General features: G+C 72.4%; 10 protein-coding genes and 1 pseudogene. 8 read left to right on the top strand and 3 right to left on the bottom strand.

Features of this window, described 5'->3' with window-relative positions:
* Nucleotides 1-451 precede the first annotated feature (451 nt).
* The 7 genes from GA0115240_RS30100 to GA0115240_RS30070 all read left to right on the top strand — a co-directional run bounded on the left by GA0115240_RS30100 (nt 452) and on the right by GA0115240_RS30070 (nt 11,479).
* Nucleotides 452-1,264 carry an AMP-binding protein gene (locus tag GA0115240_RS30100; RefSeq protein WP_202451886.1) on the top strand — a complete coding sequence of 271 codons (813 nt, stop codon included), beginning with the start codon at nt 452-454 and terminating at the stop codon, nt 1,262-1,264.
* A gap of 199 nt (nt 1,265-1,463) precedes the next feature.
* A complete protein-coding gene (locus GA0115240_RS30095; protein WP_093741545.1) occupies nt 1,464-1,997 on the top strand; it encodes a pyridoxamine 5'-phosphate oxidase family protein in 534 nt (177 codons plus the stop codon).
* 529 nt (nt 1,998-2,526) lie between these two features.
* Nucleotides 2,527-5,133: a bifunctional FO biosynthesis protein CofGH gene (locus GA0115240_RS30090; protein ID WP_093741543.1), complete on the top strand. Its 2,607-nt coding sequence runs from the start codon at nt 2,527-2,529 to the stop codon at nt 5,131-5,133.
* 386 nt (nt 5,134-5,519) lie between these two features.
* On the top strand, nt 5,520-6,728 hold the full coding sequence (locus GA0115240_RS30085; protein ID WP_256070083.1) for a phosphodiester glycosidase family protein: 1,209 nt from the start codon (nt 5,520-5,522) through the stop codon (nt 6,726-6,728).
* 315 nt (nt 6,729-7,043) lie between these two features.
* On the top strand, nt 7,044-8,147 hold the full coding sequence (locus tag GA0115240_RS30080) for an ADP-ribosylglycohydrolase family protein (protein ID WP_093741542.1): 1,104 nt from the start codon (nt 7,044-7,046) through the stop codon (nt 8,145-8,147).
* A gap of 227 nt (nt 8,148-8,374) precedes the next feature.
* Nucleotides 8,375-9,562: an aminotransferase-like domain-containing protein gene (locus GA0115240_RS30075; RefSeq protein WP_093741540.1), complete on the top strand. Its 1,188-nt coding sequence runs from the start codon at nt 8,375-8,377 to the stop codon at nt 9,560-9,562.
* Nucleotides 9,563-9,898: 336 nt separating this feature from the next.
* On the top strand, nt 9,899-11,479 hold the full coding sequence (locus tag GA0115240_RS30070; RefSeq protein WP_093741537.1) for a sodium:solute symporter family protein: 1,581 nt from the start codon (nt 9,899-9,901) through the stop codon (nt 11,477-11,479).
* 78 nt (nt 11,480-11,557) lie between these two features.
* Here GA0115240_RS30070 and GA0115240_RS30065 read toward each other — a convergent pair whose 3' ends face one another.
* From GA0115240_RS30065 to GA0115240_RS30055, 3 genes are all read right to left on the bottom strand, one after another.
* Nucleotides 11,558-11,767, bottom strand: coding sequence for a DUF397 domain-containing protein (locus GA0115240_RS30065; RefSeq protein ID WP_093741535.1), 210 nt, complete (start codon nt 11,765-11,767; stop codon nt 11,558-11,560).
* 174 nt (nt 11,768-11,941) lie between these two features.
* A complete protein-coding gene (locus GA0115240_RS30060; RefSeq protein WP_093741533.1) occupies nt 11,942-12,799 on the bottom strand; it encodes a helix-turn-helix domain-containing protein in 858 nt (285 codons plus the stop codon).
* A gap of 460 nt (nt 12,800-13,259) precedes the next feature.
* Nucleotides 13,260-13,964 (bottom strand): GOLPH3/VPS74 family protein, encoded by a 705-nt coding sequence (locus tag GA0115240_RS30055; protein WP_093741532.1) that lies wholly within the window; start codon nt 13,962-13,964, stop codon nt 13,260-13,262.
* Between the two features lie 751 nt (nt 13,965-14,715).
* Here GA0115240_RS30055 and GA0115240_RS37750 point away from each other — a divergent pair.
* Nucleotides 14,716-15,035: pseudogene (locus GA0115240_RS37750) on the top strand (hypothetical protein); the annotation flags it as partial.

Below are 15,035 nucleotides of genomic sequence, written 5' to 3'. Positions count from 1 at the left end.
TGCCTGGTGTGTGGACCGTTCGCCCGATTCTCCGTTCGATTCCCCGGCTTGGGGCAGTGTGTCAGGAGAATCCTTCGATGGGGCCCCTTCCGGCCGGAACCGGCGGCGGCGAACGCGGAAGCCGGCCGGCGGCCGGCGATATGCGGAGCCGGACCGGGAGCCGGACCGGGAGCCGGACCGGGACCGGGCCGGGCTACCGGCCGGGGAGCGAGCCCTCGGCCGAATCCGGACGCCGGGGGAGGTGCCCTCGATCGCCGCGGTGCGCTCCGTACCGGTCGTCGACGCCCTCCCGGCAGTCGCGCCCCGCCCCGGCGCCGTGCCCCGCCCCGGCGTCGCGGCGTTCCCGGCCGTCCGGGTCTTCCCGGCCTTTCCGGCCGTCTCGGCTTTTCCGGCCCGGCGGCCCGAGCCGTCCGACGCTGCCTGTGCGCCCGCGCCGCCGAGGGCGGCCGGGATGACCGGCGACGGACCCGACCGCCCGGACGAGACGACCACCGGCGGACGCGGCGGCTCCGGTGGTGGATCGGGCGGCGGAACTGGCGGCGGCACCGGCGGTACGCGCTCCCGCAGCGGTGACATCGGCCGGCTGCCCGGTCCCCTGCTGCGCCACCGCGCCCAGCGCCGCCCGCAGACGGTCCCCGCGCTGCCGTACCCGAGCGCCGGGCTCACCGGCACCGCCGGTTGCAGCTTCGCCGAACTCGACCGGCGGGCCCGCGCGGTCGCGGCCCGGCTGGGCACCCTGCTCCAGCCCGGCAGCCGCGTCATGCTCGCCTACCCGCAGGGCCCCGACCTGGCCGGCGCGTTCTACGGCTGCCTGTATGCCGGAATGGCCGCCGTTCCGCTGGTGCTCTCCGCCCCGGGGGCCACCGGACCGGTCGCCCGGGCGGTCGACCGCTGCAAGCCCGACCTGGTGCTGACCGGCGCGGACACCTGGACGCCCCTGGCGGTGGACCGCAGCCGCACCCAGGTGCTGGAGGCCGACGGCCAACGGGTGTCCGGCGACCCCGTGTGGCGGCTCGCGCAGAACTGGCGCCCGGTCGGCGTCCTGCGCACCGCCCCCGCCTACCACCGCTACCACGACGACGGCGGGATCGGCGGCCGGATGGAACCGGCGATGGCCCACGCCGATCTCGCCGACGTGATGGGCGAACTCGCCCAGGCGGTGCGGCTCGGCACGGACGAGGAGAACGTGGGGTGGATCGCGGCGGTGCACGGGGTGGAGGACGCGGTGTGGCGGATCCTGCTGCCGGTACGGGTGACGGTCTGAGGCCGCGGCTGCCCGGGGCCGGGTGCTCGGGTCCTGGCGTCCTCAGGTCGCGGGGGCCTCAGGTTCCGGGGCCTCGGGCGGCGCGGCCACCGGGTGGCGGGGCCCCGGGGTTTCCGGGGGCGTACGGGCCGCGGGCGGTGTGGCCGGGGGGATCCGTCCGTACCGATGAGTTCCGTGCGCCCCGACGGTCTCCCCTGGCATGACCGACAAGACCCCGTACGAAACGATCAGCCTCGACCGCGTCGGCTACGGCACCGTGACCTTCCCGTGGAGCCGCGCCCGCGACCAACTCGCCGCGGACCAGGGGACCGTCATCGGCGTGCCCTACTTCCTCAGTACGGTCGGCCCGAGCGGCGCGCCGCACACCGCGGGCATCGGCGCGATCTGGGACGACGGAGACATGTACTTCACCAGCGGCCCCGGCAGCCGCAAGTCCCGCGACCTGGCGGCGAACCACGCCTGTACGATCGCCGCCCGGCTGCCCGACCTGGATGTCGTCCTGGACGGCGCGGCGGTCAGGACCACCGAGGTGGCGACCCTGGAGCGCCTCGCGGCCCGCTACCGCACCCACGGCTGGCCCGCCGAGGTGGCCGACGACGCCTTCACCGCGCCATTCAGCGCGCCCAGCGCCGGCCCGCCGCCCTGGTACCTGTACCGCTTCAGCTTCCACACCGCGGTCGGGGTCGGCGTCAAGGAGCCGGAGGGGGCGACTCGCTGGCGCTTCGAGCGCTGAGCGGCGCCGCTGCCGCTGCCGCTGCCTGCGCCATCGCCGGCGCTGCTGCCGGTGCTGACGCCGACACGAGATCGCGTCCGCCGCGTCTGCCGTGTCCGCCGGGTCCGCTGCGTCGGCCGGTGACGGTGAGCCGGGGGCCCGGACCGGGAGGCGGTTGCCGGGCCCCCGGCGATCGAGGGGATCTCGCGGGTCGCACGGATCGCACGGATCGCACGGGACCCTCGCGGGCGCACGCGACGGGTGGCGGTTTTTCGTTGAGCGCACCCACGGTCACTCGTGCGGGTGACGGGAGCGTGGCGGTGTCCTGTGCGGCAGACAGCCGTCAGTGAACCGTTGTCACCTCGCGTACCACCCGTATCTGCCGTTGTCCCGGGCCGCTTGTCGTCCGATCCGTCGATCGCACAGTGGACCATCTGCCCGGATATTCCTGCTCCGGTCCGATCGGCAGGTGATTCTTCCAACAGGTGAGCGGACTGACTGCTGGTCCGTCCACCCGCTGAGCGTCCGCCGGGCATCTTATCCTCGAAGGATGAGTCTGCCGCCGTCCGACGCCGCACCCACCGCCAATGCCATGCGTCGTGCCCTGCATCGCGCGGATCATGGTGTCACCCTCGATGTGGCCGAAGCCGCCGTGCTGTTGCAGGCGCGGGGCGATGATCTGACCGCACTGGCGGCAACCGCCGCCCGATTGCGTGACGCCGGACTGGAAACGGCCGGCCGCCCCGGAGTCATCACCTATTCCCGTAAGGTTTTCATCCCGCTGACCCGGCTGTGCCGTGACACGTGCCATTACTGCACCTTCGTCACCGTGCCCGGAAAACTGCGCCGGGCCGGTCATGGGATGTTCCTTTCACCTGATGAAGTGCTGGACATCGCGCGTCGCGGCGCCGCCATGGGTTGCAAAGAGGCGCTGTTCACCCTCGGCGACCGCCCCGAGGACCGCTGGCCGGAAGCGCGCGAGTGGCTGGACGCGCACGGCTACGACGACACCCTCGCCTACGTCCGCGCGATGTCGATCCGCGTCCTGGAGGAGACGGGCCTGCTCCCGCACCTCAACCCGGGTGTCCTCAGCTGGACCGACCTGCAGCGGCTCAAGCCGGTCGCCCCGTCGATGGGGATGATGCTGGAGACGACCGCGACCCGCCTGTGGTCCGAACCCGGCGGTCCGCACTACGGCTCCCCGGACAAGGAGCCGGCCGTACGGCTGCGGGTGCTGGAGGACGCCGGCCGGTCCAGCGTCCCGTTCACCACCGGGATTCTGATCGGAATCGGCGAGACCCACGAGGAACGCGCCGAGTCGCTGTTCGCGATCCGCCGCACCGCCCGCGCCTATCACGGTATCCAGGAAGTGATCATCCAGAATTTCCGCGCCAAGCCCGACACCGCGATGCGCGGAATGCCGGACGCGGAATTGGAGGAACTGGCCGCGGCCATCGCGGTGGCACGCGTCGTATTGGGCCCGGCCGCCCGTATCCAGGCGCCGCCGAATCTGGTGGACGGCGAGTACGCCCGCTTCATCGCGGCCGGTATCGACGATTGGGGCGGCGTTTCCCCGCTGACCCCCGACCACGTCAATCCCGAGCGCCCCTGGCCGGAAATCGAGGAACTGGCCGCCCGCACCGCGGCCACCGGTTTCGCCCTCAAGGAGCGCCTCACCATCTACCCGGAGTTCGTGCTGCGCGGCGAGCCCTGGCTGGACCCGCGGCTGCTGCCCCATGTGCGGGCGCTGGCCGACCCCGACACCGGTCTGGCGCGCGAGGACGCGGTGGTCGAGGGCCGGCCCTGGCAGGAGCCGGAGGACGCCTTCCCCGACGCCGGGCTGGGGCGCACCGACCTGCACCGCACCATCGACACCGTGGGCCGTACCGGCGACCGCCGCGAGGACTTCGAGGAGGTCTACGGCGACTGGGAGGCGCTGCGCGAGCGGGCCGCCCCCGGCCTGGTCCCGGACCGGGTGGACGGCGACGTGAAGAAGGCGCTGACGGTGGCCGCCGACGACCCGACCCGGCTCACCGACGCCGAGGCGCTGGCGCTGCTGCACGCCGACGGCCCCGCCCTGGACGCGCTGTGCCGGATCGCGGACGACCTGCGGCGCGCGGTGGTCGGCGACGAGGTGACGTACATCGTCACCCGCAACATCAACTTCACCAACGTCTGCTACACCGGCTGCCGGTTCTGCGCCTTCGCCCAGCGCCGTACCGACGCCGACGCCTACACCCTGTCCGTCTCCCAGGTCGCCGACCGCGCCGAACAGGCCTGGCAACTGGGCGCGACCGAGGTGTGCATGCAGGGCGGCATCCACCCGGACCTGCCCGGCACGGCGTATTTCGACATCGCCAGGGCGGTCAAGGAACGCGTACCGGGGATGCACCTGCACGCCTTCTCGCCGATGGAGGTCGTCAACGGCGCCACCCGCACCGGCCTGTCGATCCGCGAGTGGCTGATCGCCGCCAAGGAGGCGGGCCTGGACTCGATCCCCGGCACCGCCGCCGAGATCCTCGACGACGAGGTCCGCTGGATCCTGACCAAGGGCAAACTGCCCACCGCCACCTGGATCGAGGTCGTCACCACCGCCCACGAACTGGGCCTGCGCTCGTCGTCCACGATGATGTACGGCCATGTCGACCAGCCCCACCACTGGCTCGGCCACCTGCGCCTGCTGGCCGGCCTCCAGCAGCGCAATCTGGAACGGGGGGTCGCGGGCTTCACCGAGTTCGTCACGCTGCCGTTCATCCACACCAACGCGCCGGTCTACCTGGCCGGCATCGCCCGCCCGGGACCGACCACCCGCGACAACCGCGCGGTGACCGCGATGGCCCGGCTGCTGCTGCACCCGTACATCCCGAACATCCAGACCAGCTGGGTCAAACTCGGCACCGAGGGCGCCGCCGAGATGCTCCGCTCCGGGGCCAACGACCTGGGCGGCACGCTGATGGAGGAGACCATCTCCCGGATGGCCGGCTCCAGCTACGGCTCCTACCGGTCCATCCGCGATCTGGTCGCCATCGCGGACGCGGCCGGCCGCCCCTCCCGCCAGCGCTCCACCCTCTACGGTGACGTCCCCGCCGAACGCCTGGCCGCCGGCCGCGCCTCCGACGGACACCTTCCCGAACTGCTGCCGCTGCTCGGCGACTGAGGCGGCCCGCCCCAGCCGGAGGGTCCGACCCGGCCGGAGGGTCCGACCCGGCCGGAGGGTCCGACCCGGCCGGAGGGCCGGCCCCGACTCCGGGAGGCCCCGGGACGTCCGCGTCCCGGGGCCGCTCCTTGCCCGCGCTACCCCCGCCGGGGGCTCCTCATTCGCCCGGACCCCCGCAAGGACCCGGTCCGGTGAATTCCGCGCTCCGTCCCGGCCGCGTCTGCCCGCCGTTCCTTGGCCCGCGCCCGAACCGGTGATGAAGTCCGGGGTGGCGGGGGCGGGTTGCTGCAGCTGACGGGGGAAACGTGACGCGGATCAGCGGGGCTGGCGGGACCGGCGGGGCCGGGGGGATCGGCCGGAGGGACGCGACGGGCGCGACGGCCGCCGTGGTCGCCGCCCTCGCCGTCGTCGCCGGGACGCTGGCGGGTGCGACCGGGGCGGCAGCGGCGGCCGGCGGCATGCCTTACACGAAGGTGGAGCACCTCGCGCGCGGCGTCACGTACAGCGCCTTCACCACCACCGCGTCGCACGGAACCGTGCACGGCCACGTCCTGACGGTGGATCTGCGCGCACCGGGCGTACGGGTGGACCTGCTCACGCCGAGGGCTGTCGCGGCCCGGGCGTCGGTGTCGCGGCTCGCCAACGCGCGGCACGCGCTCGGCGCCGTCAACGGCGACTTCTTCGACATCACCGAGGGCCAGCACCCCGGCGTGGCACCGACCGGTTCCGCCGACGGGCCGGAAATCGCCGCCGGCCGGGCGCTGAAGGCCGCCGTGCCGAGAGCCCAGCGTTTCGGGCCGGGACTGCCGCCCGGGGACACCGCCCAGGACGTGCTCGGGGTCGGAGTCGACCACAAGGCGCGGCTGGACCGGCTCACGCTCCGGGGCACGGTCGGCACCGCGCACGGCAGCTACGGCCTCGGCGGCTACAACCAGTACGCGCTGCCCGACAACAGCATCGGCGCCTACACCCACGACTGGGGCACCGTCTCCCGCCGCCGCGCCGTCTGCGGCAGCGACACCTCGCGCGGCGCCGGGTGCAGCGCCGACACCTACGAGGCGGCCGTACGAAGCGGCCGTGTGGTCTCGGTCGCGGCCAAGCCCGGCGCGGGCGCGATCCCCGCGGGGACCACGGTGCTGCTCGGCCGGGACGCGGGCGCCGACACGCTGCGGAGTGTCCTGCACGTCGGCGACCAGGTCCGGGTGGACGAGCGGCTGGCCCCCACCGTGAGCCGTACGGCGTACACCTTCGCGGTCGGCGGCTTCCCCGTGCTGCGCGGCGGGCGGCCGGCGGCCGGGCTGGACGCCGGGACAGCGGCCACCAGGACCGCGGCGGGCTTCGGCGACCGGGGCGCCACGCTGTACCTGCTGGCCCTGGACGGCAGCGCCGAGTCCCGCGCGGGCCTGACGGTCGCCGAACTCGCCCGCGTGATGCGGCGGATCGGCGCCGACGCCGCGGTCAATCTGGACGGCGGCGGCTCCAGCACGCTGGTCACCCGCGGGCGCAACCAGCGGGTGGTTGTCGTACGCAACCACCCGTCGGGCGGCGCCGAACGCCCCGTCGCCAACGCGATCGGCATCCTCACGGGCCGCTGACCGAGTCAGTGACCGGGCCAGGGACCGAGTCAGTGACCGCGCAGTGACCGGGCCAGGGACCGCGCCACCGGGCTCCGTACCCGGCCCCGCACGGCTCACAGGGGGCGCACCGCATGTGCATACGTGCGCTGCCCGTACGCCCTTTCCGCCTCCCGCGCGCCGGGAGAATCCATCGCCATCCGCGCGTTCGGGCCCGTTACCGCTCCTTCACGGACAACCCCGACCTACCCGCCGCCGCCCTTCCCCTCCTGGTCGGGTCGGCTAGTGTGCTGGCGCAGAACGGGTCTGACCGGGGGCTGATCGAAAGGGACCGCCTTGACCGCTGTCTGGGGACGCGCACAGCAGCAGGACTTCCGCAGCCGCGTACGGGGCTGCCTGCTGGGCGGCGCGATCGGCGACGCCCTCGGCGCCGGGGTCGAGTTCGAGTCGCTCGACGCGATCCATCAGGGCCACGGCCCGGACGGGGTCACCGACTACGTGCCCGCGTACGGCAGACGCGGCGCGGTCACCGACGACACGCAAATGACGCTGTTCACCGTCGAGGGGCTGATACGGGCCCAGGTACGGCGCGACACCGGCGCCTGGCACCCGCCGACCGACATCCACCGCGCCTACCGCCGCTGGGCCGCCACCCAGAGCGAGTGGGGCCCCGACGAGCGCCGCAAGGACGCCGGCTGGCTGGCCCGCGAGGAGTGGCTGTACGCCCAGCGGGCCCCGGGCGGCGCTTGCCTGTCCGGATTGTCCGACGATCGGATGGGCACCTTGGAGGACCCCAAGAACCCCGGCTCCAAGGGCTGCGGCACCGTGATGCGTTCGGCGCCCTTCGGCCTGCTGGTCGGCTGGGAGCCGCAACTGGTCTTCCAACTCGCCGTCGAGTGCGCCGCGCAGACCCATGGCCACCCCACCGGCCAGCTCGCGGCCGGCGCCTTCGCGGTCATCGTGCACGGCCTGGCCCGCGGCGAGGCCCTGGACGGCTCGGTCCAGCACGCGCTGGCGCTGCTCGGCGCCCACCCCGGCCACCAGGAGACCACCGACGCCCTGCAGAGCGCCCTGGGCGCGGTACGCCAGGGCCTGCCGTCCCCGCAGCGCGTCGAGGCACTCGGCGAGGGCTGGACCGCCGAGGAGGCGCTGGCCATCGGCGTGTACTGCGCGCTGGTCGCCGAGGACGTCCGGCACGGCCTGCTGCTGGCGGTCAACCACTCCGGCGACAGCGACTCCACCGGTTCCGTCTGCGGCAATCTGCTCGGCGTCCAGCACGGTGAGACGGCGCTGCCGCCCGCCTGGATAGCCGAGTTGGAGGGCCGCAGCACCATCCTCCAACTGGCCGACGACTTCGCCATGGAGATGACCCAGGCCCCCGCCCTGCACGGCCCGTCCGGCGCCAGCCCGGCCTGGCTCGACCGGTATCCAGCGGCGTAACTCCCCTGTCGGTGCCGGGTGCCGGGTGCCGGGTGCCGGGTGCCGGGGCGGCGTGCGGAACGGCTTTCACCCCGGCTGCCGCGGCGGCTTTCGTACCGGCTTTCGTATCGCCTTGCCCGCCGCTGCGGCCGGCGCCGTCGCCCGACGGACCGGTCCCGGCGGAGCGCTCCCGACCGCATGCTGGAAAGTACCTGGACGTCCTACTACTTTCTCGTAGGCTGCCGCGCATGACGACGACCCGCGCCGCGCTCCCCGCCTTCGCCGCCCGTTCCCGCGTGGTGGGCGCCTCGCCGGTACGCGAGATCCTGGCGCTGACCGCGCGGCCCGAGGTGATCTCCTTCGCCGGCGGCCTGCCCGCCCCCGAGTTGTTCGACGCCGAGGGTCTGCGGGCGGCCTACGACCGGGTGTTGGCCGAGCAGCCCGGCCAGGCGCTGCAATACTCGACGACCGAGGGCGATCCGGCGCTCCGGGCCGCCGTGGCCGGCCGGCTGACCGTTCGCGGCCTCCCGACGGGCGCCGACGGCCTTGTGGTGACCAGTGGTTCGCAGCAGGCCCTGACCCTCGTCGCCGCCGCGCTGCTGGAGCCGGGCGACGTGGTGCTGGTCGAGAACCCCACCTATCTCGCCGCGCTGCAGTGCTTCGGCCTGGCCGGCGCCCGGGTAGTGGCGGTGCCCACCGACGACGACGGGGTGATCCCGGAGGCGCTGGAGGAACTGGTGCTCCGGGAGCGGCCGAAGCTGCTCTACCTGATCCCCGACTTCCAGAACCCGACCGGACGGACGCTCCCGCGCGCACGCCGGCGCGCGGTCGCCGAGGCGGCCGGGCGGCACGGGTTCTGGATCGTGGAGGACGATCCGTACGGCGAACTGCGCTTCGAGGGCGGGTACGAGCCGTGGATCGCCTCGCTGGCGGCCGCCGCCGACCGTACGGTCCTGCTCGGCAGCTTCTCCAAGATCATGGCGCCCGGCATGCGGCTCGGCTGGCTGCGGGCCCCGGCCGGCCTCGCGCGGGCCTGCGTGATCGCCAAACAGGCCGCCGATCTGCACACCTCCACCGTCGATCAGGCCGCGGCGGCCCGCTACCTCGCGGACAGCGACCTGGACGCCCATCTGAACCGGATACGCGCCGCCTACCGCGACCGGCGCGACGCACTGTTGGCCGGACTGCCCGCCGCACTCCCGTCCGGCAGTTCCTGGAACCACCCGCAGGGCGGGATGTTCCTCTGGGTCCGCCTGCCCGCCGGGCAGGACGCGACCGTGTTGCTGCGGACCGCGATCACGTACGACGTGGCCTACGTGCCCGGCGCTCCCTTCTTCGCCGCCGCGCCCGACGCCAGGACGCTGCGGATGTCGTTCACCACGCACACCCCGGCGGAGATCGCCGAGGGCCTGGCGCGGCTCGCCAAGGTGTTCTGAGCTTCCGGGCGCCGTCGGCGGCCGTCCGGGATTCCCGTGTCCCGGACGGCTGTTGAGACGTACGTCGGTTCCGCGCACCGGCGAAGTGCTCGCCCATCGTCGGCGGACATGACGAGTCATCACCATGCCAAGGAAGGCAAAGAGAGCGTAAAATCGTTCTGCTTCCTGACTGTCATTCAAGTCCGTGAACGCGCGCGCTCTTGACCACCCCGCCGAGCGGGAGTTCAATCCCGGGAAGTCCTCACTCCCGCAGGGGACCCACCCGCCCCGTCCGTTTCGGCGCCGCGTACCGGCGAAGCGCGCCCACGTTCACCAGGCGGACCCCCTGGAGGGGACATGAACAGTCTCGACTGGGTTGTGCTCATCGCGTATTTCGGCGTGATGGTGGGGATCGGCTTCTGGTCCCACCAGCGCGTCGGCGACGTCGGCGACTACTTCACGGCCGGCGGCCGGATGCCGTGGTGGCTGTCCGGCATCTCCCATCACATGTCGGGCTACAGCGCGGTGATGTTCACCGGGTACGCCGGCATCGCCTACCAGTACGGCATCACGTCCTACGTCACCTGGGCCTTCCCGATCGCGATCGGTGTCGCCATCGGCGCCAGGCTGTTCGCGCCGCGCCTGAACCGGATGCGCTCCCAACTGCACGTCGCCTCACCGCTGGAGTACCTCAAGGACCGCTACAACCTCACCACCCAGCAGGCACTCGCCTGGTCCGGCGTGCTGCTGAAGATCGTGGACGTCGGCGCCAAGTGGGCTGCCATCGCCACCCTGTTGTCGGTCTTCACCGGCATGTCGATCACCCAGGGCATCGTTCTCACCGGCGCGATCACCGCTGTCTACTGCACGGTCGGCGGCCTGTGGGCGGACGCGCTCACCGAACTCGGCCAGTTCGTCATCCAGTTGGTGGCGGGCCTGGCCATGCTCGTCGCGGTGCTGAACAAGATCGGCGGCGTCAGCGGCATCTGGAACGTCTGGGACGAGCCCGCCCTGCGCCACCACGGCGACCCCACCGCCGGCCCGTACACGGTGGTCTTCCTCCTGGCCTACCTGTTCATCAAGACCTTCGAGTACAACGGCGGCATGTGGAACCAGGCACAGCGCTACATGGCCACCAAATCGGCCCGGGAGGCGACCCGTTCGGCCCGGCTGTCCTCGGCGCTGTGGTTCGTCTGGCCGCTCGTGCTGTTCTTCCCCATGTGGGTCTCGCCGCTGCTGGTGCACGCCAAGAAGCCCGACGGGTCGGACTCGTACGCCCTGATGGCCGAGCGGCTGCTCCCGCACGGCCTGCTCGGCCTGGTCGTCGTCGGCTTCTTCTCCCACACCATGGCCATGTGCTCCTCCGACGCCAACGCGATCGCCGCCGTCGTCACCCGCGACATCGCACCGGCCTTCTCGCGCACCGCCCGCGCCTGGAGCCTCCGGGCCGGCCTGATCGCCGCCCGCTGCACCACCCTGGCCTTCCTCGGCCTGTCCATGGCCGTGGCCACCCAGGTCAACTCGCCTACGTTCAAGGACATCATCACCGTCGTCATCAAATGGGTCGCCGGACTCGTCGGCCCGATCGCGATCCCGTTCCTGCTCGGCTTGATGCGCCCCTTCCGGAGATCCGGACCCACCGCGGCCCTCACCAGCTGGGCCATGGGGCTGTTCGCCTTCTATCTGCTCAACTACCCGATCAACGACGCGATCTCCGGCGGGGTGAATCTCGAGTACCAGGTCGCCGCGCCGGTCGCGGTCTCGCTGTTTCTCTACATCGTCATCGGCTGGATCAAGCCGGAGGCCACCCCGGAGCGCGACGCCTTGATCGGCAAGGTCGACACCGACCCGGAAGGCCCCGCGCCGGCGGCCGAGCCGCTGCCCGAGCCGCTGCCCGGGCCGGCCGGATCCCAGGACCCGGCGCCGCGGGCCCGCTGAGACCCGTGGAACGCACGGAGCCCCCTCGGCCAGGACGGCGGCCAGTCGAGAGGGCTCTTGTGAGTACGGCGCTGCGGGCTAGCGGAGGTTGAAAGAACCGCGGTCCACATCGGTGACGAACGACGACCACGCCTCGGGAGAGAAGCTGAGGACGGGGCCCTGGGGGTCCTTGGAGTCACGGACGACCACGGCCTCGGCAGCGGGGGACTTCACTTCCACACAGGCGCCGTTCCCGGTGGAACGGGAGGACTTCAGCCACCCGGGGGTGCTGCCCAGCTTGATTGCCATCTTTGCTCCGGTCTGTACTGGTGACGGTGGCGCAATTGCACGCCTTACCTGACGCGCTCGACGCTACTCGCCGACCCCCCGCACCCGACCAGCTCTTCACCCAACCGGATGGCATATACCCCTGAAATCTTCCCAGTTAGACAGGGGTAGGTGTATTCTCCCGCCCCGACAAAATCAGACGTAGCGCCCGGCCGCCTGCTCGATGAAACCGCGGGTCTGCTCCGCGCTCAGCGCCTGGGCCCGCAAGTGCTCGTACATCACGCTGTACGCCTGCACATCGGCGTCCTTCTCCAGATACAGATCGCTGTTGACGCCCTCCAGATACACCACCGTCGCATCCGTGGTGTCGGTGAACTCCAGCACGGCGAACTGGCCGCTCAGCCCAGGGTGGGCCCCCACATCGAACGGCAGGACCTGGACGGTGACATGCGGCAGGTGACTCAACTCCACCAGGTGCTCCAGCTGTTCGCGCATCGTGGCGTTGTCGCCGACCTTGCGGCACAGCGCCGCCTCGTCGATCACCGCCCACATCCGCAGCGGCAGCGGATCCATGTCGGTGATCCGCTCCTGGCGGCGCATCCGGACGTTCACCCGCTTCTCGACCTGCTCCGGCGTGGCCTCCGGCAGATTGCCGGCGATCACCGCGCTGGCGTAGCCGTGCGTCTGCAACAGGCCGGGCACGACCTGGGGTTCGAAGACCCGCAGGCTGGCCGCCTCCGTCTCCAGGCCGATGTAGACGCTGTACGGGATGTCGCCGAAGGCATGCCACCACCCCTGCTGGCGCGACTCCTTGGCCATCTGCATCAGCGAGTCGACGATCCGGACGTCCTCGACGCCGTACACCCCGCACAGATCACGGACATCGCGCTGGCTGATGCTGCGCCGGCCGTTCTCCAGCCGGCTGATCTTCGACTGCGAGACGAGGAGCCGGGCCGCGACCTCCTCGGCCGTCATGCCCTTCTGCTCACGGAGCTTGCGCAACTCCGAACCCAACCGGCGTCGCCTGACGGTGGGATTGACGTTGGCGACCACTGGGACTCGCACCTCCACGCTGATCCGTACTGGTGGTCAGCAGCCTGCCACTACCGGTCATCACCGCGCTGGCGAATGAACGGAACAAGCTTGCCAGCGGGCGTCGTAAGGACTTCTTCGGAGGAAAAACGCGACGCGCGGGGCGCCGGCCCCGGAATCTCCGGAGACCACCGCCCCGCGCGACCCAGCGGCTCCCGGAACGGGTCGCTGCGGACGGCTGTGGCTCGGCGGTGCCCGGTCCCTGCCGGCGGACACCGCTGCCGTCCTGTGTACGGAGTGCGTACGGGGTACTGCTCTGCCGCGCTACCGGCGCACGCTGCGGTGCGCGGCCACTGCTTCGGTCCCACCCGGCCCGGGCCTGCCTGTGCGCCCGGTGTGCGCCGCGGTCCATCGTTTATCCGCCACGTACGGCCTGCCTGCTACAACCGTGCTGATGTCGCCGACCAACAGCCCGCACCGTTCAACGGGCCCCGGCCCGGGCCATGGAGCCGTGCCCTGCCGAGCGCTGTACCTGGGCCGGCGGGCGCTGCTTCGGCTGCGCCGCCACCCCGTTCTGCACATCCATCACGGCGTGCGCGACGAGGCCGCCCATCGGGTCGTACCGGATCAGGTCCCGCAGGCGCGATCGCGAAGACCGGCCCTCGTTACCCGGGTACAGGTGCTTGCCGAGTCCCACGGCGTGGGCGAGCGCGGCGAGCGCGGCGGTCCGCGGGTCCGGCGGTACGCCGGTGCGGATCGCACTGTCCAGCCGGGCTCTGATCTCCCGGCTGACCGCGCTGTCGGTCGCCTGATACCGCGTGGTCGGCAGCACCCCGCACATCTGACCGGGCACGGCGTGCACCATGCCGCACCGCTCCAGGTGTGCGAGATACGTCTGGCGCAGCCCCAGCCGGGGCCCGCCGATCCAGTGGACGGCGCGCACCGGGCTGCCGCGGCGTCGCAGCAGTTCGAGCGCGGAGTCCAGGGTCGGATCTCCTGTCGGCCGTGGGTGCACCACGGCGATACGATCCCCGTCAGGGGCTATCCGTCCCGCCAGGGCCAGCTCGACGAGCTGCGCTCCGGCGAGGCCGAGGTCGAGTGATTGCGGCTGCGCCGTGGTCCCGGTCGTCGGGTCCAGGGCGAGCAGCAACAGCTCTTCCGGAATACTTCTGCGGCTCTTGCCCATCCATGCCTCCCCGCGTGGATGAATGACAGGGTGACGCCTCTCACACCAGCCTGTCGAGAGCGCCTTTGCCATATCGACGGGAACCGGGTGGTATGTCGTTCTCGTCTACGGGGTGGGTGGGGTGTCGGAGGCGGGCTGCGGGCCCGTCGCGGGACACTTGCCCGGATGAGCAGGGGTGGATCGTGGCGGCATCCGACCAGCCCCATCACGATGTGTAGTCGATCAATGACGATGTGTGGAGGAGGTCTGCGTGACGGGCGAGTCCCCCGGCAGGGAGCAGCGGCACGGTACGTCGGGGGAGGTGGCCGATCGGGTGGCCGCAGATCCGAGGCTCACGGTGTTCGAGTTGCCCTCCGAGACACACGAGACGCCTGGTGGGGGGCGGACGGAGAGAACGTCGGAGGTCCCCGCCGAGCCCGCGGGCGACTCCGGCGCCGGCTCGTCCGGCGGCCCCGACGCCACACGCGCCTCCGCCGTCACGGACGGCCCCCCAACGGGCACCCGGCCGAGCCCCGCTCCCGCGTCCACCTCCACCGCGGTCGTGGATACGCCGGATGGCGTAGCGGCCGTGGACGCTCCGAGCGGTGCCGAGGCGCCGCCGGCACCGCCGGTACCGCCGATTTCGTCCACGCCTCGCTCCGCAGCGACGGAATCCGCGAAACCGGAATCGAATCGTGACCTGAAGGCTGGGGCCGGTGATGCCTCCGGGGCGGATGGTGCGGCCGGTGCCGGAGGAGTGACGGCGGAGCCGGTGCCTGACGACGCGACCGAGGACGGCACTCAGGACGCGGCCGGGGACGCGGCCGGGGACGCGGCCGGCGAGACGCCAGCGGATGCCGCCGCCAGCATCGAAGCCCCCGCGACTCCCGAGCCTCCCGCCGCTCCCGAAGACGGCCCGGATCCCGTCGCGGTAACCCCGGTGGCGGAATCCGTCGCACCGACGGCGGGCGGCCAGAAGAGTGGCGCCGGACAACCGCGGCAGGACGCGGCCCCAGGGGAGGACGGGGAGGGCCGTGAGGAGGCCCCTGAGGAGCCTGTGGGCCCCGCGGACGCCGCCCTGGCCCCGGAGGA

The organism is Streptomyces sp. DvalAA-14, from assembly GCF_900091855.1.
Classification (GTDB): domain Bacteria; phylum Actinomycetota; class Actinomycetes; order Streptomycetales; family Streptomycetaceae; genus Actinacidiphila.
The sequence above is the reverse complement of the archived record's forward strand: the minus strand, read 5'-3'. Positions and strand labels throughout refer to the sequence as shown.